Below are 22,116 nucleotides of genomic sequence, written 5' to 3' on the forward strand. Positions count from 1 at the left end.
GAAGCCGCATCAGGCTTGCCTCGACACACGGTTCGGTTCGTGTCGAGACCTCAAGCCAAGGCGGCGAAGTGCACCCTATGGCACCCGCTTGAACACAATCACCTGCCCGCCCTGCCGCAGAGTCACCGAGGCGGCGGGTTCGCTGCCTTCGGCGAAGGTGAGTTCGGCGGCGACTTCCGGAACCGAGAACTGCAGGGGCGACGAGGCCTGCAGCGTGAAGGCGGGCTGGCCGACGAGCTGCACCTTCAGGGCCTCGCCTTCGATGAACAGCTTCATGAGCATGCCCGGGACGCTGTAGCTGCCGGTCAGACGCTCCAGGACGGGACGCGGGAGCACGATGCCCCTGGGCTCGGCCGGCAGGGGTTCGTCGCTGCGCGCGCCGAGCACGCCCTCGCCTTCGCCGTTGGCGAAAAAGCGCATGCCGGTGATGCGTCCGGTCGGGTCGCGCTGCAGGGTCATCCGGTTGAAGCCGTCCTCGTACAGGAATGCGTCCTTCGCGATCGGGATCAGCGACGAGCGGTTGCTGCCGGTGCGCTGCGCGGTGAGCCGGCCATCGACGACGCGCAGCGTGCGCACGACTTCGGACGGGAAGCGGTACACGCCTTCTGCGGCCTGCAGCGTGGCGGCATCGACGGGGACGGCGATCGGCGCGGGATAGGGACTGCCCAGCGCGATCGCGGCCAGCCTGCGCGCCAGCGCATCGGGCCGTTCGCGGCCGGGATAGGTGTCGTCGTTCTCCAGCACGACCACGGTGATGTCGGGACCGGGCAGGTAGGCGAGGAAGCTCGAGAAGCCGAAGATGCCGCCGCCATGCTGCAGCTGCGGCTGGCCGCGCACGGTGTCGGCGGTCAGGCCGAAGCCATAGCCCACGCCCGGATCGGCGGCCTTGCCTTCGGGCGTGATCATCCGCCGGTAGGTCTGCGACTTCAGCACGCGGCCTTCGTGCAGCGCGCGGTTCCAGCGCAGCAGGTCGTCGACGTTCGACACCAGCGCACCGGCGGCATGCGGCTGGGTCATGCTCAACTGCATCGCCGGCGCGGGCTTGCCGCCATCGAAGGTGTAGCCCTTCACCTGCTTCGCGACGATGGCCGGGTCGTGCCCGTCGCCGGTGTCGCGCATGCCGAGGGGCTCGAAGAAAGTGGTGCGCAGGTACTCATGCCATGGCTGGCCGCTCGCGGCTTCGATCACCGCGCCGGCCAGCACGTAGCCGGAATTGTTGTAGGCCCACTGCGCGCCCGGCGCGAAATCCACCGGATGGTCCTTGAACACATCGATCAGCTGCGCGGTGGTCAGGTCGTTGCGGATCGGCCCGGCCATGTGCCCGGGAATGCCGGTGTAGCTCTTCACGCCCGAGGTGTGGTTGAGCAGCTGCAGCACGGTGATCTTGTCGCCGTTCGGATACCCCGGCACGTATTTCGACAGCGGATCGTCGAGCTTCACCTTGCCGGCCTCGACCAGCGCGAGCACGCCGGCGGCGGCGAACTGCTTGGTCACCGAACCGATGCGGAAGCGGTCTTCCGGCTTGAGCGGCACGCCGGCCTCGACATCGGCGCGCCCACGCGCGCTGCGATAGATCACCGTGTCGCCGCGAGCGACCAGTACCGCGACGCCCGGCGCATCCTCGGAAAAGCTGCGCAGCAGCAAGGCGTCGATCTCGCGCGCGGCGCTCGCGGCCTGCTCGGAGACCGGCGGAATTTCCGTGGCGATGCACGCCGCTGCGGGGGCGAGCGAGAGGACCAGGGCGAGGAAGAGCGACGATCGGGTCATGGGATGCCTGCGATGGAAAGGGAACGGCGCCGGCATGCGCCGGCGCCGGGAAGCCTTGGACTTCAGGTGGAATCGCTGCCGCTGATCCACACGCTGCGTGTGCCGACGCTGTAGCCGCCGCTGTTGTCGAGGGCCGTGACGGTGATGGTGTAGGTGCCGGAAGCGGCGTAGACGTGCTGGGTGGTGATCTGGTTGCCGGCGATGCTGGCCGTGGTGCCGTCGCCGAAGTCGACGACCAGGTACACGACGCTGCCATCGGGATCGTAGGCGCCGACGGTGATGTCGAGCGCATAGTTCGTGATGTAGTGGTTGATGTAGATCCAGGGCGTCTGGTTGCTGGTGCGGACGAGCCTGGCCGGTGCATCGTCCGCGCGTCGCGCGGTGTCCTGCAGGCGCGCCGTTTCCGGCGTGGGTGCAGCGAAGGCGGCGGTCGCGGCAGTGGTCATCGCGACGGCCAACGCAACGGGCCGTGCGACACGCAGGTGACGGGCTACGGATTCACGCATGGGTCCTCTCCTTGGCGGTGGTGCCGCGCGCGGCGGCGTGGCGGCGCATGCCCAGGGCTTGCGCCGACCCACACCCTAGCGACGCCGGTGGGGATTTGCATGTGCCCCTTGCGGTGCGCTCAGGGCGCGGACCGCGCCAGCCACCAGCCGGTGATCGCGTGCCGCGGACGCGCGGCCCAGGGCGACACCAGGGTCACATGGTGGGTCTGCGGCACGCGGAACAGGCTCAGCGAATTCCAGCGCGGCAGGAAGGTCTCGGTGACGGCGCCGGTGGCATCGTCGATGAACTGCAGTTGCCCGCCCCAGTCCGGCCGCCACTCGCGGCTGAGGTTGATCACGAAGGCATAGCGCCGGCCCTCGTTGACGTCGAGGTCCTGGTGCGGCATCAGGAACTGTCCCGGACGGTAACGCGTGCACTGTGCGCTGGCGTGGGTGATTGTCGGGTCGCTGCCGAGGTAGCGTGCGAATTCGAGGAACATCGGCGTGTTGAGGAAGCGCAGCACGTGATGCGCGAGGAGGTCCGGATCCCAGCCCTCCTTCGCCGCGCGGATCAGCATGTAGCTGTCGTACGAGAACTGGTACTGATCGGCCGCCAGCGCATAGCCGCGCTTCAGCAGCGTTTCGAACGCGACATCGTCCGGATACGCGCCGCGCGGCGTGGTCCGCGACTCGCCGCTGCTGCGCTCGGCCAACTGCCACGGGGTGCGCGTCGACAGCTCGTCGGCCAGCGCTTCGGCGGCATCGGCCTGCAGGAAATCCGGAATCTGCACCCGCGACCGCAGGGCGAGCGCCTGTCGCCAGCGGTCGATGTCGATGTCGTCGTTGATCATGCCCGGGCGTCGGATCGAGGTCCGCGCATCCTACCGCGCCCACAACGGCAGGGTCAGCAGCGACAGCAGCAGGCCGTAACCGACCATCGCTGCGGCCAGGCGCGGCGCGAGGTCGTGCGAGATCGCCAGCGCGCCGGCGGTGACCATCGACGGCATCGCCGACTCCAGCACCGTGGCGCGGGCCATGTCGCCCCCCATGCCCATCGCCCGCACCAGCAGCCAGGCCAGCGCCGGCATCGCCAGCAGTTTCAGCAGCAGGCCGGTGGCCAGCGGCTTGAGCTCGTCGCGCGGCAGCGCCAGCTTCACCGACAGGCCGATGGTCAGCATCGCCAGCGGCAGCAAAGCGTCAGACAGGCGCTGCAGCCCGCCCGCAATCCACGCAGGCGGCTCGGCCGGCATCACCGTGAAGCCGGCGATCAGCGCCCAGAACGGCGGGAAGGTGGCGACGCGACGCAGGATGTCGCCGACGGTCGGCGTGCGATCGCCGCCGTAGCGCGCCAGCACCCAGAGGCCGAAGGTCGAGAGGATGAGGAAGGCGCCGAACTGGTCGTAGATCACCGCGTAGGGCAGCGCGTGTTCGCCGATCAGCGCCTTCGTCAGCGGATAGCCGAGGAAGCTGGTGTTGCCCAGTGCCACCGTCAGCAGCAGCACCGCGCGCTCATCGTCGCGGAAGCGCAGCAGACGTGCAGCCAGCGTCACCAGCAGCACGGCGGCGAGCAGCAGCACCCACGGCACCAGCGCCACGCCGAACAGCGCGGGCTCCAGGTGCAGGCGCGGCGCGTGGCGCAGCACCGCCGCCGGCAGGCAGACGTAGAGCACCACGAGGTTCAGCGTCTGCGCCGCGTTGTCGGGCAGCACGCGCAGGCGCTGGAAGGCGTAGCCCAGCGCGAGCATCAGCAGGATCAGGGCGAAGGCGTCGTGGGCCATGTCGACGATGCGAACGTGCGGGACGCGTCAGGGCGACCCGCGCCGCCAGCCAGCCGGCGGCGCGGGCGGAAAGCCGGCTTCGACCACCAACTGGCGCATCACCATGCGCTCGGTCGTGTGCATGCCGCCACGGATCAGCTGCGCGAAGCGTCGCGAGAAGGCGCGCGGATTGCGCGCATACGCCTGCTGCATGCAAGCCATCAGCCAGTCGCCCTCGCGTCGCAATGCCTCGGCGTCCTTCTTTTCGGCATCGGTGCCGGGACCGCGCAGGAAGATGCTACCGCCGATCGCTTCGGCGATCAGTACGTCGCTCCGGCGCAGCAGCACCTCGGCGACCTGGCGGCATGTCTGGCGGCGTGCCGCAGAGAGGTCTGCTGCGCGGCAGGGCGCGGAGATCCGCTGGAACGGCGGCAATCCCAGCGAGGCCCAGAACACCAGCGCCATCGCTGCCGCCTGCTCGTCCTGCGTCATGCCCGGCGAGGCGGCGCCCATGCGCGCCAGAGCCTGCGAGGAGATACGCGGCAAGGTGTCGATGATCAACCGCAGCACATCGTCGTAATGGCTGTCGTAGACGGACGCGGACGATGCGGCCTCGAACAGCGCAGTCTCGGGCAGGCTCCCGTGCAGCACCGGCGCCAGGTTCTGCGGTTCGAGCGCGCGCCAGCGCGCGAGCAGCGCCTCCCTGCGCGCGAGATCGTCCCGCTCGACGTAGATCGCGAACACCAGCACCGTCACCTCATCGGGCGCGCGCCGCTGCGCTTCGTCGATCCACTCGCGCACCTTGGGATCCATCCGTTTCGGCCGCGCGGCGGGAGCGCCGGCGCCCCGCGGCCCTGCGCCGAGCAATGCGCCATCGCGCAGCAGCGCTGCCAGGGCCAGCGCCTGCGCGTCTCCGAGGCGGGCGACATCGTCGGCCAGCGCGAGCATGTCCGGATGCGGTGCCGCGACCGGAGGTGCCGTGTTCGGCCCCGGCCTGGCCGCAGGCGATGCGGCAGCGACGGCATCTGGAGCAGGATCGGCCTCCGACCGTGATGGCGCCTCCGATGCCGCGCCGCCCGCCATCGTCTTCTCCGCCGCCGCACGCTCCGGCTGGCAACCGACCAGCAGCAAGGCGACCAGCATCGGCAACACGTGCCACCGCGAGCGGATCATGATCGGCGCGCTCCTGCGGAGCATGCCGGTACGAACGAACCCGATCATCGCGTGGCCACCGGAAACGCGGGATCCTGCGCCTTGCGCCAGCCCGGCGGCGGGGCCGTCGGCACGCCTGACGCCTGCAGCAGCTTGCGCATCAGCTCACGCTCGCCGATCTGCGGAAATGCGCGCAATTCGTCGACGAAACGTGCCATGTACGCACGCAGATCGCGCTGCGACAACTCGCCGCTGCGGTAGACCAGCCAATCGCTCTCGCGATCCATGGCGTCCGCAGCGGCGCGATCGCTCGCCGAGGACGTCGGCAGGCGCCGGAGCATCGCAGTGCCGATCCGCTCGGCGATCATGCTGCCGCCGTGCTGCATCAACGTCCGCGCGATGCGGTCGCATTGCCGCAGGCGCACCTCGTCGATGCCTTCGGCGCGGCAGGGCGTCGAGACCCTCTGGAACGCCGGCATGACCGATGCCGCATGAAAGCCGATGACCATCACCGCATCGTGTCCTTCGGGACCTATGTCCTTCGCAGCGCTGCGCAGGCGGGACAGGGCCGGCGACGAGGTACGCGACAGGATGTCGATGCCGGCGCGCATCGCATCGTCGTAATGATCGTCGAAGACGTCCGCTGCCGCCGCTGCCTCGAACAATGCTGATTCGGGTTGATCGGCGTGAAGGATCGGCGCGAGGTTGTCCGGCTCCAGCCTGCGCCAGCGCGCGATGAGCGCAGCGCGCCTGGCCTGGTCGCGCTCGATCATGCCCATCGACAGCACCAGCGCGGTCACGTCCTCCGGCGCCATGCGTTCGGCTTCGTCGAGCCATTGCCGGATCTTCGCGTCCGCTTCGCCGGCCTGGTCGGGGCCGGATTGCGGCGTCTCGCGCCAGAGGCCGATGCCGCGCAGCGTCGCCGCCAGTGCCAGCGCGCGCGCATCGCCCTGCGCCGCCACATCATCGGCCAGGGCCAGCATGTCGTCCCGATGGGCGCGATTGCGCGCCTCTTCGATGAGCGGCGAGAGCATCGGAGCGAGGGATGCGGCTTCGTCACTGGCGACCGCTCGGGCGTCGGACGCCGTCTCGACAGGCGCCGCATCGACCAGCGGTGGAGCGGTCGGCGATTGGCAAGCGGCGATGCCGCAGACCGTGGCCAGGACAGGAACGATTGCTCGGCGAATCATGCGCACACCTTCACGGACGACGGGCGCACCGGGCGACCCGACAGTGCCACCATTCGACCTGCATCCGGATGCGGCGTCAAACCCCGGAAAGAACGCGGCGAAGGCCAGGTGCATCACACGTATGCAGGCAGGCACCGGGAATGCACCACGACACCTGCGCTAGCATCGACATGCCCCGCTCCGGGGCCGACGCATAGGACATGCCATGAAGACACGACGCCTGCTCGCTCATCCATTTCTTCTCGCCATCGCACTGACCCTGGGCAGCACGGGCTACGCGAACGCAGCGTGCTCGCCTGCAACCTACGCCTACTGCTGGCAGCAGTACGAAAGTTGCATCATCAACGGCGGCGACGACGAATACTGCACCGCAGAATACTTCGATTGCCTCACGCGCCGGGGCTGCGGCTGAGCCACGACGCGATGTCGCGCGGGATGCCCCTCCAGGCCGGAGGGCATCCCGCTCAATACCCCGCCGCCATGCCGTCCTTGCGCGACTCGCTGGCACCGACGTAGCCGCCGTCGGGGTTGACCATGATCGCCTGGTAGCCGCCGTACGGGCCGTCGGCGAAGCGGACCGAGTGACCCTTGCGCATCAGCGCGCGGATGGCCTCGATCGAATAGCCGGTCTCGAGATCCACTTCGCCGCCATCGGTCATCGCGGTGTTCTGCCCGGCGGGTTCGGTGCTGCCGTCGTGCTGGATGCGCGGCGCATCGCCGGCTTCCTGCAGGTTCATGCCGAAGTCGATCATGTTCAGCAGGATCTGCACGTGGCCCTGCGGCTGCATCGCGCCGCCCATCACGCCGTAGCTCAGCCACGGCTTGCCGTCCTTCGTCACGAACGCGGGAATGATGGTGTGGAACGGGCGCTTGCCCGGCGCGAAGCTGTTGGCGTGCCCGCGCTTGAGCACGAACTGCTCGCCGCGATCCTGGAAGATGAAGCCCAGTCCGGGCGGCGTCATGCCGCTGCCCATGCCGCGATAGTTCGACTGGATCAGCGAGACCATCATGCCGTCCTTGTCGGCGGTGGTCAGGTAGATGGTGTCGCCCTCGTTGAGCTCGGGGATGATGCCCGGCTCGGCGGCCTTCATCGCGCGATCCATCGAGATCAGCTTGCCGCGTTCGCGCGCGTATTCCTTGGAAATCAGGCGCGCGGTCGGCGTCCTGTAGAAGTCGGGATCGGCATACGAGGCCGCACGATCGGCGAAGGCGAGCTTCTTCGCCTCGACGAACAGGTGGATATGCTCGGGGCTGCCGAAACCGTAGGACTTGAGGTCGTACGGTTCGAGCAGGTTGAGGATCTGCAGCGCGGCGATGCCCTGCCCGTTCGGCGGCAGTTCCCACACGTCGTAGCCGCGATAGTTGGTGCTCACCGGGTCGATCCACTCGCCGCGGTGCGCAGCCATGTCCTCGAAGCGCAGGAAACCGTCGTTCGCCTTGAAATAGGTGTCGATGGTGCGCGCGATCTCGCCCTTGTAGAACGCATCGCGCCCGCCCTCGGCGATCTTCTGCAGTGTGTTCGCCAGATGCGGGTTGCGCCAGGTCTCGCCACGTCGCGGCGCGCGACCGTCGATGGTGAACTGCTCCTTGAAGCCGGGCCACTTCGACAGCACCGGCACGCTGCGTCCCCAGTAGTAGGCGATGACCTCGTGCACCGGATGGCCGTTGCGCGCGTAGGCGATCGTCGGCGCGAGGTTCTGCGCCATCGTGCGCCGGCCGAACTTCGCGTGCAGCGCGAACCAGGCGTCGACGGTGCCCGGCACGGTCACCGGCAGCGGGCCGTGCGGCGGGATGTCCTTGAGGCCGCGACGCTCGAATTCCTCCAGGGTGAGCGCCTTCGGCGAACGCCCGGAACCGTTGTAACCGTGCAGCTTCTTTGTCTTCGGATCCCAGACGATCGCGAACAGGTCGCCGCCGATGCCGTTGCCGGTCGGCTCCATCAGGCCGAGCGCGGCATTCGCGGCGATCGCGGCGTCCATCGCGCTGCCGCCGTCGCGCATGGTCTGCAGGGCGATCTGGGTCGCCAGCGGATGCGAGGTCGCGGCCATCGCCTGCGGTGCGTAGACCTCGCTGCGCGTGGCGAAGGGCTTGCCGGTGACGCGGTCGGCGGCGACGGCGCCCATCGCACAGGTCAGCGAAGCGGCCAGCAGGGCGACACGCGCCACGGCGCGGACGGAGGACGATCGGTTCGGACGGACGGACATCGGCACGCTCCGGAAGACAAGGCACACAGGGTAGCGCCCCCGCACCGGACGGAAAGGACGCGGATTGGCGTCTTGCGCCGGCGGGACGCGATCCGCGACGGGCTCAGCGCCCCGCGCCGAACGCCGCGATCAGCGCCTCGTTGTCGATCGCCGGGGAATACAGCCAGCCCTGCACGCCCTGCACGCCGCAGTCGCGCAGGCAGTCGGCCTGCGACTGCGTCTCCACGCCCTCGGCCACCACATCGATGCCCAGGCTGTTCGCGAGCTGCGACACGGCGCGGACGATGGCCAGGTCGGCATGGTCCTGCGGCAGCCCCGCGACGAAACCGCGATCGATCTTCAGCGTGTCGATCGGCAGCCGCTTGAGATAGCTGAGCGAGCAGTAGCCGCTGCCGAAATCGTCGAGGGCCACGCGCACGCCCAGTGCGCGGATCCGTGCGAGCGTCCTGGCGGCGGCGTCCTGCTCGCGCAGCAGCATCGTCTCGGTCAGCTCCAGGCACAGCCGCTCCGGTGGCAGGTGCGATTCGGCCAGCGCCATCTGCACGTCGTTGATCAGGCCGGCCTGCTCGAACTGGCGGGCGGAAACGTTGACGCGCAGCAGCGGCGCGACGCCGTCGCGTGCGGGCCAGCGCATCGCCGCGCAGCAGGCTTCGAGCAGGACCCAGCGACCGAGGCGCACGATCAGGCCGGAGGTCTCGGCGATTTCGATGAACTCGCTTGCGGGAATGATCCGGCCGGTCTCGTCGCGCCAGCGCAGCAGGGCCTCGGCGGACCGCCAGGTCCCGTCGCGCAGGTCGATCTCGGGCATGTAGTGCAGGAGCAGGTGGCCGTTGGCGAACGCCTCGCGCAGCGCCTGCTCGGTGCGCAGCCGTTCGAGCAGGCCGCGATGGCGGTCGGCGTCGAACACCTCGCAGCGATTGAAGCCGGTGTCCCGTGCGCGATGGCAGGCGTTCTCGGCGTTGCGCAGCAGCGCGTCCGCCGAAGGCGCCACCAGGTCGCGCGAGAACGCGATGCCCGCCGACACCACCACCGGATGCGCGGCATCGCCGAGCGGCTCGAAACCGGCCTGCAGCAGGTCGATGCAGCGTTCGGCCAGGGCGAGCGCCTCCACTTCCTGCAGCTGGCGATGCGGGATCACCGCGAACGCATCCTCGCGCACCCGCGCCAGGGTCGCTGTATGGCCCAGCGCGTCGCGGAGGCGTTCGGCGGCATCGGCGACCAGCCGCTGGCGATCCGCGTCGTCGCCCGCCACTTCGGGCGGGATCTCCAGCTGCAGGTGAACCACCACCAGGCCGTTGTCCTGCTCGTGCATCGGCCGCAGCGCGATGTGCGCGACTTCCAGCAGGTGGTCGCGATTGGGCAGGTTGGTCTCGGGATCGTGGCGTTCGATGTAGCGCAGGCGGCTTTCGACCTCGCGCCGGCGGCTGATCTCGTAGGCGGCGGCGATGTAGTCGCCGATGCTGCCGGCGAAGGCCTGGTCTTCGGGCGTCCACATCCGGGCACAGCCGACATGTTCGTGGCAGACCACACCGAGCAGTTCGCCCTGGCTGCGGATCGGCGCATCGAGCAGCGACTGCACCTGGTGGCGTTCGAAATACGCCTGGAAACCGTCGTCTGCGGCGGGACTGTCACCGACATGCACGTCGGCGACGTCGATCACGCGCACGTCGTCGAGCTGGTCGGCGTATGCCCCGACGAGGGGGAGCTCCTCCTCGAACCCGGGCGGGTTGTGGCGGCGCAGGCTGCGTTCGTAGGCATGGATGCAGCGCATCCGGCCGGCGGGATGGTCGCAGCGCCAGACGTTGACGCGCTCGATCTCCAGGGTATCGGCGGCGATTTCGCAGATCAGCGCGATCGCGCTCTCGAGGGTGCAGTCCTCGCTCCAGACCCGTCGCCCCATGGCGACCAGCGCGTGGTTGTGCCGGCGCGCCAGCGCGCCGCGATCCAGCTGCTTCGGGCTCCCCGCACCTGCCGCCATGGTCGCGTCCTCGGTCGCACGTCACGGCCGCACGGCGCAGCCATAGGCGTGAATGATCGGACAGCTTAACGCGGAAACCGGCGTCGATCGGACAGCCCACCGTCGCCCGGAGGCGACGGCGGGCACGACTCAGTTGACCGTGCAGTTGAGGGTGATCGTCACAGCACCGCCATTGGGCAGCGTCGGCACCGTGGCTCCCGCACCCTGCAGGGCGGTCACCAGGGCGGCACCAGTCGGCACCGGGCAAACCGCGCCGCCGGACGCGGCGCAGGTCGCGGTCGCGCAGGTCAGGTTGCTCGGCGCCGGATCGGTGATGATCGCGCCGTTGGCAGCGTCCGGACCGAGGTTGCTCACGGTGATCGTGTAGGTGGTCGGCGTACCGGAGACCACCGTGTCCGCAGCCTGGTCGACTTCGCCGTTCTGCCCGGGGGTGTTGGTCTTGGTCAGGCGCAGGTCGGCCTGGGCGTTGCGGGTATTGGTGAAGGTGCAGGTCAGGTCGTCGCCCGCCACGGCGGTCACGTTGAACGTGGTGCCGCTGCCCGAGGGCGTCTGCCCGCCAGACAGCGCATTCGTACAGGCATAGGTCGTGGCGTAGTTCGCGAGGTTCGCGCCAGACGCGCCGGCCTCGCTGAAGGTGTAGCTGGCGCCGACCGCACCCGGGTTGAGCGTCGCCACGCCGGTCGCCGTGTTGCCCGCGCCTGTGGTGGTCACCGAGGCCGGCCCGCCGGTGCCGGCGATGCTCAGCGTGAACTGGTCGCCCGCATTGAAGCGGCCGCTCGGCAGCGCCTTCTGCAGGCGAAGGATCGGCAGTTTGTCGTTGGTGAAATTGCAGGTGAAGCTGATGCTGGCCGCGACCTCGGCACCGGTGATGGTGTAGGTGCTGCCGCTGAGGCTGCCGACGGTGGCGGCACTGGCGTTGACGCAGGTCGCACCGGTCAGCGACCAGCCGGCAGGCAGGCTGCTTTCGTTGATGGTCACCGCCGTGGTCGGCGCGACGATGGTGAACACCTGCGTGCCCGCCGTACCGGTATCGCCATCGACCTGGGTCGGCGTGTTCGCGGCCGCGGTGGTCACGGTGCCGGTGGTCTGCACGGTGTTGGTCAGGGTGAAGCCGAACGGCCCGCCCGCACCGCCGACGGTGATCTTGCGCAGGGTGAGCGTGCGCCCGACCTGGAACTGGTAGTCCTCGACTTCGCCGCTCTGCACGGTGCCCGTCGGCGTGTTGCAGTTGTCCAGCGCGGTATTGTTGGTGCAGACGCGGAAGCGGGCGAAGGTCGGGCCGATCGCCGCGCCCAGCGGCACCACGATGTTGAGGTTCACGGTGCCCACGGCCACGGCCTGCGCGGTGACCATCTGTTCGCCGGCGTCGTTGAAGTCGCCGTCGACGTTCCAGTCGAACCAGGCGCTGAGGAAGCCCGAGCCGTTCTGGATGCTCACAGGGACCACGGTCGTCTGCCCGATCGGCAGCAGCGGCACGAGGGTCACACCGTCTTCGTCGTCGGTGTTGTTGACGTCGTCGCCGGTGGCGGTGGCATTGTTGAGCAGCGAGGCATCGGCGTCGACCGTCGCACCGAGGCGGATGCCGGTGACGGTGTGCGTCGGATTGCCGTAGCTGATCGGCGCATCGGGCACGTCGGCGTTGTCGGATTCGAGCAGGAAGGAGGCGTTGGTGCCGCCGTAGACCAGCGTGGCCGCCGCCCCGGCAGCCTGCAGCGTATAGAGACTGCCCGGCGTGGCGCCGCCATTGCGGAAGTACGCACCACCGGTGAAACCGTTCGGCTCGTCATTGATGTTGCCATTGGGCGTGTCGTACTGGCCTGCGGCATTGGTGACCGATGGCGTGGCCAGCGCGACGTGGCCTGCCGGCAGGGTGAACCCTGCGACGCTGCTGTTGGCGCCCGTCACCAGCTTGCCATCGTCGGCTTCATCCGGTGCCTGACCAGCATCGTAGGCGGCCGGTGCCAGGCTGTAGTTGCCGGGCGTACCGGTGGTCACCTGCGCCGTCGCGGTGGCGTTGCGCACGAAACCGGTGACCGTCTGTTCGACGTTCTGGAACACCGATGCGATCACCATCGCATCATCGCCTGCTCCGGAGGGCGTGGTGACGTCGGGGAAGGAAATGCTGACGGTCCCCGATGCGGCACCACCAAGCAAGGTGTTGATCTCGTTCTCGAACAGCACGATGTGGAAGCTGCTGACGCTGAAGAACGCCGTGCCGGCGGGCGAACCGGTCGGCGAGGTGCTGATGGTGATGAAACGGGTGTCGCCGCTGGGCGTGCCACCGATCACGAGGGCATTCTGCTTGTTGATCGTCCCGCCGGGGCCGATGACCTGCGCGGTGATCTGGTTGTTTGTGGTGGTGGCCGGCGGCGTACCGACGCGGGGCTCCGGCCAGTTGTCGCCCAACCCGGTGCCGGCGACATTGCCGCTCGTGCACAGCAATCCGGACGTGTCCGCAGGCGAACAGTGATCGCGCTCGAACGAGCCCCAGATGAACAGGGCACGATTCTTTCCGCTGGGAATGTTGAAACTCGCGATCGTCGGCTTGCCCGAGGCACCCGCCCCGGTAGCAGTGGCGGACTGGGTGTTGAGCTGCTGTACCTGCGCGGCCTGCGCGATCGGCATGACCAGCAACATGACTGCCGCGAGCATGAGGATTCGCCAGCCGGACGGTCGCGGCGCGATCGACGCACGCCGTTCCGGACAATGGGCGAGGACTGCTCGTGCATTCAGTTGCATGGAGACACCCCGGTAACGTTGACGTTCCCAACATCAGGACCTTGCGGCCCGCATGAGCCTGACGGATGCGCAGTGCCGGAGCCGGGAATCCGACTTCCGTGACTGCCCGCATCCGCACCCTGCCGTCCCTGCACCTTACGGCGCAGGCGGTATCACATTCATGCTGTTACGTCTGACAGGATAGACCATCCGCAGCGGAATGGTTGCCGCTCATCGGAAGCATGGCACCCCATTGCAGGTTGCACGACCCTGGGCTTCCGAGGCCATGCCTCGATGATCGCCCGCCAGCGGATCGCGCAAAAGAAACGGGGCCCCGAAGGGCCCCGTCCTCATCGCAACCGCGCCACGACCAGACTCACTGGACGGTGCAGTTCAGGGTGAAGGTCACGGACCCGCCGTTGGGCAGGGTGGGCACGGTGGCGCCGGCGCCCTGCAGCGCGGTCACCAGCGCGGCGCCGGTCGGCACCGGGCAGACCGCACCGCCTGCGGCGCTGCAGGTCGCGGTGGTGCAGTTGAGGTTGGTCGGCGCCGGATCGGTGACCACGGCGCCGTTCGCCGCATTCGGACCGTTGTTGGTCACGGTGATCGCATAGTTGCTCGGCGCACCAGAGACCACGGTGTCCGCAGCCTGGTCGACATTGCCGTTCGCACCCGGCGTGTTGGTCTTGGTCAGCACCAGGTCGGCATTGGGCACCGGCACGTTCGCGACGACCTGATTGTTCGGCGCCGAGCCCACGCTGCCGCCGTTGCGGTCGTTGACCGCGCCGGTCTGGCCGGTGAAGGTCACCTGCGTCTGGCCACCGCCCGCAGGCAGCACGTAGTTGAAGCTGCACGCGATCTGGTTGTTCGGTGCGATCGGGCTCAGGCCGGCAGGCGGAACCGGAATCGCCGGCACGCAGTTGAGCGCGGAGATCGTGCCCGCGCTGGCGGTCGGCGTGCAGGTCGGCGAGTAGGCGATGTTCGGGCCCTGGTTGGTGCAGGTCAGCGTGGCCGAATAATTGGTCCCCGGCACGATGGAAGCCGGGAGGCCGGAGAAAGCCGGGGTCATATCGGAGACTTCGCCCGAGAGAGCGAACATCCAACCCTCCGCGCCATTGGTCGGCCAGGCCGTGGCATCACTGGAACGCATGTACATGCGCAGGTACACGCGAGTGATCGCGGTGCCCGTGACATGAACCGAGCCGCACGCGCCCGAATTGGCCACGTTGCAGTTCGCCGCAGGCGTGGCGACCAGATGATTGATCTGGTTGCCGGCGACGCCGAACGCGGCGTTGCCCGACAGGCGCGCAATACCGGTGGCACCGATCGAGCTGCCTGGCACCAGGTCGAACTCCGCAGTGAAGTTCTTGCCGCCGGCGTTGCCGCCGAGACCGGCGATATGCAGCACCAGGTTCGAGACCGGCACGTTGAGGTCGATCCGCAGGTCGGCGAACTGGAAACGACCACTCGCAGGAGATCCTGCGGCCAGCAGGCCGTTGGTGCGGAACTCGAACTGGGCGGCGTGGTTGGTCGCGACTGCGATACCTGTGCCTGCGGTCACCGTGGGCAGCGAAGTGAACTGCGCACTCTGGCCACCACCGAGGAAGTTCATCGCGGCGTAGTGCGGGTCGCCTGCGAAGGTGCCGCCGATCATGGCGCCGTTGGCGGCGAAATTGGTGGCATTCGCGAACTGCTGGTTGAGGATCGTCAGCGTCGCCGTCGGCGTGGTGGCACCGACCGCAGCGAAGGTGTTGCCGCCCGGATTGTCGGTGTTGTTCTGGAGGGTGATGGTCAACGGCCCCTGGAACGGAGGCGTCGCCGCCGTACTGGCACCCGCCGAATTCATTTCGATGGCGCGCTGCGCGAACACATGCCCAGGGAGAAGAAGCAGAGCCGCGAGAGATGCGGTTGCAGCCAATCGCTTGCGGAAGGAAGTGCGTGGGTCGACTATGGTCTTGTGCATGTTCACTTCTTGTTCTTGAGGCTGAGCGGTTCCGTGCCGTGCGCAATCCATGCGCACGGCTCCGTGGAATCGATGGGAAAGGATCAGTACCAGCCGACCAGATTCACGAACCATCCCTTGTGGTCGTAATCGAAGTCGGTGAGGTCGTCGCTGAACTCGGTGAAGTTGTAGCCCACGCCGAGGCGCAGGTTCTTGCCGAGGTTGCGATCGATGCCGAACAGGAAGCCCTGGCGGTCGCCGCCGTCCTTCACGCCGAGCCAGCGGTACTCGGCCAGCGTGTGCCAGTTGTCTGCGAAGGCGTAGCGGCCCTGGATCGCGGCGAAGGTCGCGCCCGAATCCGCCCATTGCCCGCTCAGGCGACCGAAGCGCACCTCGCCTTCGCGACGCAGCAGCTTGCCGGCGAATTCCCACTGCACGTTCGGCTTGTAGATGCCTTCGAGCGAGAGCACCTGGCTGCGCTGGTCGTAGTTGGCGACGTTGTCGCCCACCTGCTGCAGCGCGGACACGTCGTACAGATAGGTGTAGCGACCGAGCAGCGCCCACTTGCCGGAATCGAACGGCCGGTAGGCGAAGCCGAAGTTGCCTTCGATGAACTTCGCGCCCGCGGTGGCCAGCAGGTCGTCGGTGGTCTTCGAGTAATTGAAGCGCGCCGCGATCCGCCAGCTGTCGTTGAGCTTGTGCGTGAAGTTGTTGGTCGTCACCCACTGCGTGCGCTCTTCGGCGCCGCTGTCATCGCGCCACTCCAGCTTGCTCTGCCACTGCGTGTCGTTGGAACTGCGGCCGGCGCTGACGCTGATCGCGCGGCGGTCGACATTGCCGACGTCGCGGTCGAGGTTGGCGTTCTGCAGCGTGAAACCCAGGGTCCAGCCCACGCCCGGATAGAAATCCATGCCGAAGGTATGCGCGAGGCCGGACTCGTTCGGCGCCTTGAGGAACTGGCTTTCGTTGAACAGGTTCACCTGGTTCGACAGGCGCCAGCGCTGGCCCAGCGTCCAGCCAGAGTTGAGGCGGTCGTTGAACAGCGGATCGTAGTCGGTCTTGTCGGTCGAATAGGTGTAGCGGCCGTAGACGGTGTGCTCCGGACTGATCCGGTATTCGCCGTTGATCTGCGCCGCGTCGCCGCGATCGCCGCTGGTCACTTCCGCACCGATGCTCGACAGGTCGCCGAACAGGTACTTGGCGCCGAGGGTCAGCGCGTCGTTGTCGGCGTAGCGGCCGTCGTCGTCGTCCACCGTGAACTGCGCGGTGCCGTAGACATCGAGGCTGCTGCCGAAGCGGTGCGTGTACTGCAGCGCGGCGAGCAGGCCGGCGGCTTCGCCGAGCAGACGCTGCTCTTCGACGCGACGCAGCTCGGCCGACAGACGATTGTGGTCGTTGATCCGCCATTCGCCGGTGACCTGCGCCTGGATCAGCGCATCGGTGCCGCGTTCGGCGCGGCTGTAGCGGCCGCGGACGTTCACGTTCGGCGCGAACTGGCCCAGCACTTCGGCGCCGTGTTCGCGGATCTCCTGGCCGCGATCGAAGCGGCCGACCGAGAAGCCGGCGTCGACCTTGCGCCACCAGGCGCCGGCCGACCAGTCGAGATCTGTCCAGCCCAGTTCCTGGAAGTTGACCCGGGCCTCGACCGCACGCGCATCGCCTTCACGCGGACCGGTGACCGGATTGAGCTCGGTGAAGCTCAGGCCGCCGTTGTCGGAATAGAAGATCGGCGCGCTGGTCGCTTCGGTGCGGCTCTGTTCGAGCTTGAGGTAGGTGCCGCGACCGGCCTGCAACGTGAGGTCCAGGCCCTTCAGCGAGTAGTCCTCGCCGGCGCGGTTCTCGTCGATCCAGGTGGCGCCGACGGCGACATGGTTGCCGAACCAGTGCTTGCCGCGGAAGCCCATCGTGGTGTCGTCGGCGTCGAAGCCGTTGGGCACGAATTCGTAGTCGACCAGCAGCACCTGCGCGAAGCCGTCGAGCGGCGCGTCGCGGGTGAGCGTGGGGATGTTCTCGCGGGTGATCTGCGCCAGCGGACGGGTCAGCAGCAGGCGGCCCTGGAACTCGTCGATCTCGTAGTCGGCGCCGCGCGCGAGGTCGATCCGGCGCTCGACGCGACCGGTCGTGTTGTCGCGCACTTCCAGGACGACCTTGTCCGAACCGGGCAGCACGTCGGTGTGCTTGAGGTAGTAGAGGCTACCGCCGGTGCCGAGGAATTCGCTGTGGCCCGGTGCGGTCTGCGCCTCGGAGCCGAAGGCCTTGATCTGCGTGCCGGCCTCGCCGAGGTCGGTCGCGCGACGCGAGCGCCAGCTCAGCGCGGCGCCGTAGAGCGAACGCGAATACTGGCCGTACTCGGTGCCGGTGACGCCGGTGTTGAAGTTGCCCCACAGCGCCTGGTTCTTGTCCCAGTCGACGCGGACATACAGCCGGCCCATGGTGTCGACATCGCGGTAGGTCGTGGAATCGTCGCCGTAGACCGGATAATAGGCATCCGGGTCGAGGCGGCGGAACACGTCCTGCGGATCGGCGTCCCAGAAGCCGTCGAACAGGTCGCGCAGTTCGCGCTCCTGGGTGTCGGCCTGGGCGGTGATCAGGTATTTGCCCTTGACCTTGCCCTTGAGATAGAAGGCCAGGCGACCATCGATCAGGAAGCTGTCGTCGTAGCGATCGTCGCCGGCCAGCGGTTCGATCGAACCGGACACGCTGTTGCCCGACGCGGTGAAGTCGGCGATCGCGACGGCGAACATGTACTTGCCGCTGACGTCGATGTCGAGGCGTTCGCGCGCGGCCTGCTGGTCGCGGCCGCTGGCTTCGATGTCGAACTGGTGGCGACCCACGGGCACCAGGTACTCGGCGACGAGCTTGCGCTGCAGGTCGACAGGATGGCTCTGGCCGTTGATGCGCACGGCCATGCCGTCGGGAATGTCGCGTCCCTGAATGCGGATGCGCGAGCCGTAGATCGGGATGTTCTGCTGGCGCAGCGAGTTCTCGCCGAACACGCCTTCGACCAGGCTGCGCTGTTCCGCTTCCTCGGCGCTCATCGCCGTGCCGGTGCTGCGCTCGACCGAGTTGCGCAGGACCTGGTTGCCGCGCTCGACTTCCTCCGGGCGCACCAGCTGCAGGCGGCGCGGGAAGGTTTCGTCGTAGCTGCCGTCGGCACCGTAGGCGCGCACCAGGTACAGCAGTTCGTCGCCGGCCTGCGGCTGGTAGCCGCCCGGCAGGGTGCCGTCCCACTGCACTTCACTGACGCCAGCGACCGGCAGGTCGACCTTGGCCAGCGGCGACACCAGGTCGGCGTCGGTGGCGCGGAAGACCAGCACTTCGGCGCGCTGGATGAAGGCCGGATAGTTGTTGTACGCGTAGAACCGCACCGGCTTGGTGATGCGGCTGCCGTCGAACGGCACCAGCGACGGCGCGGACACGTTGAACTGCGGCTGGCCGAGGTTGGGATCCTCAGTCGCCCAGATCACGCCGCCACCGGGCAGGTCGGTCGACCAGCGGCCGATCGCCATCGCCTGGCCGGGCTGGAGGTTGTATTCCCACTTCGAATCGATGCGCTCGGCCTCGACCGTCACGCGACGGTCGGGCTGCAGCGTGGTCGAGTCGGCACGTTCGCTGATCGCGTTCGTGACCGGACGCTGTTCGCCGCGGGTGCGCACCTTGAACAGCACGCCCTCGCTGGATTCGCAGCCGGCATCGCCGCATTGCGTGGCGTCTGCCGGTGGCGCGGCCTGCGCCGGGTCCTGTGCGACGGCCTGGGTGGCCATGCCGCTGGCGAGGATGCCGATCAGGGTGTAGTCGAGCAGTTTCATCTTCATGTCGGCGCCCCTCACTGACCGTTCATGCCGGCAGGGGCTGCCGGATCCACGTTGAAATCGACCTTCACACCGTTGCGCATCTCTGCCGGCAACGCTTCCGCGATGGCCTCCTGGACTGCCTTGGCGCGGCGCATGCCGAGCGCCACGTTGTGCTCTTCCGAACCGCGCTTGTCGGCATGGCCGACCACCGCGACCCGCGTCGTGCCGATCTCCGCCATGTACTCGGCGATGCGACGGATCAGCGGCAGGTACTCCGCCTTGATCTCGGCGCTGTCGGTCTCGAACAGGAACGTGCCGATCAGCGGCCAGTCCATCACGCCCACCACCGTGCTCGCCGGCTCCTGCGGATTGGCGCGCACGCTGATCCGCAGGGCGGAGGCGACGGCCGGCGGCAGCTTCGCCACCAGCGCGTCGCGCACCGCGACCGCACGCTCGAACGCGAGCAGGTCGCTGTCGCCTTCGGCGGCGACGATCACCTCGCCGCCTCCGAACTTCTGCGTCGTCTCGGCCATCCTGTCGATCGCCTCGCGGTACTCGGGGCGGATCTCGGCGCTGCCCGGCGCGAACATCACCGAACCAAGCTCCATCTCCACCGCCTTCGTGCCGCCCTCGAACGTGCCCTGCACCAGCTTCACGCCGAAGTCAAAGCGCGCCGGCAGGCCCGGGGTCACGCGCTTCACCAGCGGGTTGTCCGTGGTGAAGGTGGTGCCCGGCGGCAGCGTGGCCGGATCGACCTTGAGGATGATGTTGCGACCGCGTTCCCAGCGTCCGCCGTTCATGCCGGTCAGATGGTAGCGGCCGTACTGGTCGGTCTCGACCAGGATGCCTTCCACCGTCGCGATGCGCACGCCCGGAACGCCGCGTTCGCCTTCGTCCTGCAGGCCGTTGCCATTGGTGTCGTTGAACACCGAACCGACGATCAGCGATTCCTCCAGCATCGGGTCGCCCGTCAGCTGCACGTCGGCCGTGGCCACGTTCGAAACCACCGAACCGTTGTCCTCGACCACCGCACTGTTGGTGTGAATGCCCGGGCGGACGCCCGCGCCCACGCGCAGCAGGTAGGTGATCGTGGCGCGACCCTCGGACGCGATGTCGATGCGGTCGACGCGGATCGGATACGTCCCGACCAGGCGACCGGCGTTGTCGGCATCGGCGACCGTCAGCGAGCCCTCGACGTAGGTGAAGCCCGCCGGCGGCGTGTCGATCATCGTGCCGTCGACCACCGGGGTCTGGCTCGTGTTCTGCATCGTCACCGTGTAGCGCACCAGGTCGCCGACCTTCACGTCGCGCGGCGAAGCCACCTTGGTCACGCGGACCGTCGCCGGCGCCGCATTGATCGTGACCACCGCCGTGCTGGACGAGCTGACCGACTGCGCCGAGCCGACCGACGTGCCCGTGGCCGTGACCACGTTGTCGAGGGTCGGTCCGACCGTCGTGATGTCGCTGTCCTGCACGGTGTAGGTGTAGCTGTTGCAGGTCGCGCTCTGGCCCGGGGCCAGGGTCGTCGGCGTGCAGGTCAGCGCGACCGGCGTGCGGCCTTCCAGGCTGTCCATCACCGAGTTCAGCGTCATGGTCACATTGCCGGTGTTGGTCACCGTCACCGCATAGGTGATCACGTCGCCGACATCCGCCGCACCCGCCACGCCGCCATCGCTGGTCAGCGTCGCCGTCTTGGTGGCGCTGATCGCCGGGTTGCGCGCGATCAGCGTGGTCACGGTCGCCGTCACCGGCGTCGTGATCGTCGTCGAGGTCACCGACGCGGTATTGACGATCTGGCCAGCGTCGACGTCGCTCTGCAGCACGACGTAGGTACCGGTCAGCACGCAGGTGCCGCCCGGCGCCACGCTCGCGCAGGTCGCGCTGTTCGGCGTCAGCATCGGATCGCTCACCACCACGTTGGTCTGGGTGGTGTTGCCGGTGTTGGTCGCGGTCACGGTGTAGGTGATCGTCGAACCAGCGGTGAGGCTGCCGGTCGGCTGCGCCTTGACCAGCGACAGCGACGGGCTCTGGGACAGCGGCGTGCTCGTCGTCGACGGCGGCGAAGTCGTGCTGCCACCGCCCGGCGTCGAACCGGTCACCGTCGCGCTGTTGTTCACCACGCCCGCATCCACTTCCGCCTGCGTGATCGTGTGCACGCCCGTGCAGGTCGTGCTCGCGCCCGGCGCCAGCGTCGTCACCAGGCAGGTCGCACCCGGCGCATCCAGCTGCACGTCGTTCACCACCAGACCCGTGACCGTCACGTTGCCCGTGTTCGTCGCCAGGAAGCTGTAGGCGATCGTCGAACCGGCCGTGTTGCCCGACGGCGTGCCCGCCGTCTTCACCACGGTCAGGCTCGGCTGCGCGGTCACCACGATGGTCGCGATGGCGGTATCGCAGTTCGTCGGATTCAGCACTTCGCAGATCGTGTACGGATAGGTGTACGTGCCCGCTTCGGTGTTCGGCGCGATCGTGATCGTGCCATCGGCGTTCATCACGATGCTGCCCGAGGTCGGCGTCGGTGCCGCACCCGGGGTCAGCGTGGCGTTGCCGCCCACGCCCACCGTCACCGCACCGCCGTTCAGCGTGTCGTTCGCCAGCACCGAGGCCGTCGTCGCACCCACCAGGCCATCCACGGCAGGGTAGTTGTCGTCCACCGCATCGATCGGCGCCGCATCCACCGTGACCGTCACCGTCGTCGTGCTGCAGTTCGTCGGATTCAGCTGCTCGCACAGCGTGTACGTGATCGTGTACGTACCGGCCGGCGTACCTGCAGGCACGTCCACCAGACCCGTCGCCGGATTCAGCACCGGCACCGGACCGCCGCCGATCGGCGTCGCCGCGATCACATCGGTGATCGTGGTGTCAGCCAGTGTCGCCGGATTTCCGTTGAGCGTGTCGTTCACCAGCACGTTGATGACGCCCGTGGCACCCGTGGAGCCATTGATGCCGGTCGCGGTGTCCGGGTTCGCCACGATCGGCGCCGCTGCCACCGTCACCGTCGCCGTCGCCGTATCGCAGTTCACGCCAGGGCCATTGATCACGTCGCAGATCTCGTACGTCACCACGTACGTGCCCGCAGGCGTGCCAGGCGCGACATTCACCGCGCCCGTCAGCGGATCCAGCGTCACG

13 protein-coding genes are annotated in these 22,116 nt (G+C 68.3%); 1 reads left to right on the plus strand and 12 read right to left on the minus strand.

Features of this window, described 5'->3' with window-relative positions:
* Nucleotides 1-75 precede the first annotated feature (75 nt).
* The 6 genes from ACFQ0E_RS02565 to ACFQ0E_RS02590 form a co-directional block, all read right to left on the minus strand.
* Nucleotides 76-1,767 (minus strand): serine hydrolase domain-containing protein, encoded by a 1,692-nt coding sequence (locus ACFQ0E_RS02565; protein WP_386822132.1) that lies wholly within the window; start codon nucleotides 1,765-1,767, stop codon nucleotides 76-78.
* Nucleotides 1,768-1,829: 62 nt separating this feature from the next.
* Nucleotides 1,830-2,273, minus strand: coding sequence for a PKD domain-containing protein (locus ACFQ0E_RS02570; protein ID WP_386822133.1), 444 nt, complete (start codon nucleotides 2,271-2,273; stop codon nucleotides 1,830-1,832).
* A 119-nt stretch (nucleotides 2,274-2,392) separates the two neighbouring features.
* On the minus strand, nucleotides 2,393-3,103 hold the full coding sequence (locus ACFQ0E_RS02575; RefSeq protein WP_386822134.1) for a 2OG-Fe(II) oxygenase family protein: 711 nt from the start codon (nucleotides 3,101-3,103) through the stop codon (nucleotides 2,393-2,395).
* A gap of 30 nt (nucleotides 3,104-3,133) precedes the next feature.
* Nucleotides 3,134-4,030 carry an AEC family transporter gene (locus tag ACFQ0E_RS02580; protein ID WP_386822135.1) on the minus strand — a complete coding sequence of 299 codons (897 nt, stop codon included), beginning with the start codon at nucleotides 4,028-4,030 and terminating at the stop codon, nucleotides 3,134-3,136.
* Nucleotides 4,031-4,057: 27 nt separating this feature from the next.
* Nucleotides 4,058-5,182, minus strand: coding sequence for a hypothetical protein (locus ACFQ0E_RS02585; protein ID WP_386822136.1), 1,125 nt, complete (start codon nucleotides 5,180-5,182; stop codon nucleotides 4,058-4,060).
* Between the two features lie 44 nt (nucleotides 5,183-5,226).
* Complete coding sequence (locus tag ACFQ0E_RS02590; protein ID WP_386822137.1) at nucleotides 5,227-6,351, minus strand: hypothetical protein; 1,125 nt, start codon at nucleotides 6,349-6,351, stop codon at nucleotides 5,227-5,229.
* Between the two features lie 205 nt (nucleotides 6,352-6,556).
* On the opposite strand from ACFQ0E_RS02590, the gene ACFQ0E_RS02595 reads away from it, so the two are divergent.
* Nucleotides 6,557-6,763, plus strand: coding sequence for a hypothetical protein (locus ACFQ0E_RS02595; RefSeq protein WP_386822138.1), 207 nt, complete (start codon nucleotides 6,557-6,559; stop codon nucleotides 6,761-6,763).
* A 52-nt stretch (nucleotides 6,764-6,815) separates the two neighbouring features.
* Here the strand turns inward: ACFQ0E_RS02595 and ggt are convergent, their stop codons facing one another.
* The 6 genes from ggt to ACFQ0E_RS02625 form a co-directional block, all read right to left on the minus strand.
* On the minus strand, nucleotides 6,816-8,555 hold the full coding sequence (ggt, locus tag ACFQ0E_RS02600) for a gamma-glutamyltransferase (protein WP_386822139.1): 1,740 nt from the start codon (nucleotides 8,553-8,555) through the stop codon (nucleotides 6,816-6,818).
* A gap of 103 nt (nucleotides 8,556-8,658) precedes the next feature.
* Nucleotides 8,659-10,533 (minus strand): putative bifunctional diguanylate cyclase/phosphodiesterase, encoded by a 1,875-nt coding sequence (locus tag ACFQ0E_RS02605; protein ID WP_386822140.1) that lies wholly within the window; start codon nucleotides 10,531-10,533, stop codon nucleotides 8,659-8,661.
* Between the two features lie 129 nt (nucleotides 10,534-10,662).
* Nucleotides 10,663-13,185, minus strand: coding sequence for a beta strand repeat-containing protein (locus tag ACFQ0E_RS02610; RefSeq protein WP_386822141.1), 2,523 nt, complete (start codon nucleotides 13,183-13,185; stop codon nucleotides 10,663-10,665).
* A gap of 442 nt (nucleotides 13,186-13,627) precedes the next feature.
* Nucleotides 13,628-15,046 carry a hypothetical protein gene (locus tag ACFQ0E_RS02615; RefSeq protein WP_386822142.1) on the minus strand — a complete coding sequence of 473 codons (1,419 nt, stop codon included), beginning with the start codon at nucleotides 15,044-15,046 and terminating at the stop codon, nucleotides 13,628-13,630.
* A gap of 251 nt (nucleotides 15,047-15,297) precedes the next feature.
* Entirely contained in the window at nucleotides 15,298-19,008 is a 3,711-nt protein-coding gene (locus tag ACFQ0E_RS02620) for a hypothetical protein (RefSeq protein ID WP_386822143.1), read from the minus strand.
* 11 nt (nucleotides 19,009-19,019) lie between these two features.
* Nucleotides 19,020-22,116 (minus strand): DUF7507 domain-containing protein (locus ACFQ0E_RS02625; protein ID WP_386822144.1); only part of this gene is annotated, 3,097 nt, incomplete at its 5' end.

Source organism: Lysobacter brunescens (assembly GCF_042677005.1).
GTDB lineage: Bacteria > Pseudomonadota > Gammaproteobacteria > Xanthomonadales > Xanthomonadaceae > Lysobacter_I > Lysobacter_I brunescens.

Bases quoted from the DNA above. Each gene is read 5' to 3' on its own strand.
- ACFQ0E_RS02565 (WP_386822132.1), bottom strand. From the start codon at position 1,767: ATGACCCGATCGTCGCTCTTCCTCGCCCTGGTCCTCTCGCTCGCCCCC.
- ACFQ0E_RS02570 (WP_386822133.1), bottom strand. From the start codon at position 2,273: ATGCGTGAATCCGTAGCCCGTCACCTGCGTGTCGCACGGCCCGTTGCG.
- ACFQ0E_RS02575 (WP_386822134.1), bottom strand. From the start codon at position 3,103: ATGATCAACGACGACATCGACATCGACCGCTGGCGACAGGCGCTCGCC.
- ACFQ0E_RS02580 (WP_386822135.1), bottom strand. From the start codon at position 4,030: ATGGCCCACGACGCCTTCGCCCTGATCCTGCTGATGCTCGCGCTGGGC.
- ACFQ0E_RS02585 (WP_386822136.1), bottom strand. From the start codon at position 5,182: ATGATCCGCTCGCGGTGGCACGTGTTGCCGATGCTGGTCGCCTTGCTG.
- ACFQ0E_RS02590 (WP_386822137.1), bottom strand. From the start codon at position 6,351: ATGATTCGCCGAGCAATCGTTCCTGTCCTGGCCACGGTCTGCGGCATC.
- ACFQ0E_RS02595 (WP_386822138.1), top strand. From the start codon at position 6,557: ATGAAGACACGACGCCTGCTCGCTCATCCATTTCTTCTCGCCATCGCA.
- ggt (WP_386822139.1), bottom strand. From the start codon at position 8,555: ATGTCCGTCCGTCCGAACCGATCGTCCTCCGTCCGCGCCGTGGCGCGT.
- ACFQ0E_RS02605 (WP_386822140.1), bottom strand. From the start codon at position 10,533: ATGGCGGCAGGTGCGGGGAGCCCGAAGCAGCTGGATCGCGGCGCGCTG.
- ACFQ0E_RS02610 (WP_386822141.1), bottom strand. From the start codon at position 13,185: ATGCTCGCGGCAGTCATGTTGCTGGTCATGCCGATCGCGCAGGCCGCG.
- ACFQ0E_RS02620 (WP_386822143.1), bottom strand. From the start codon at position 19,008: ATGAAGATGAAACTGCTCGACTACACCCTGATCGGCATCCTCGCCAGC.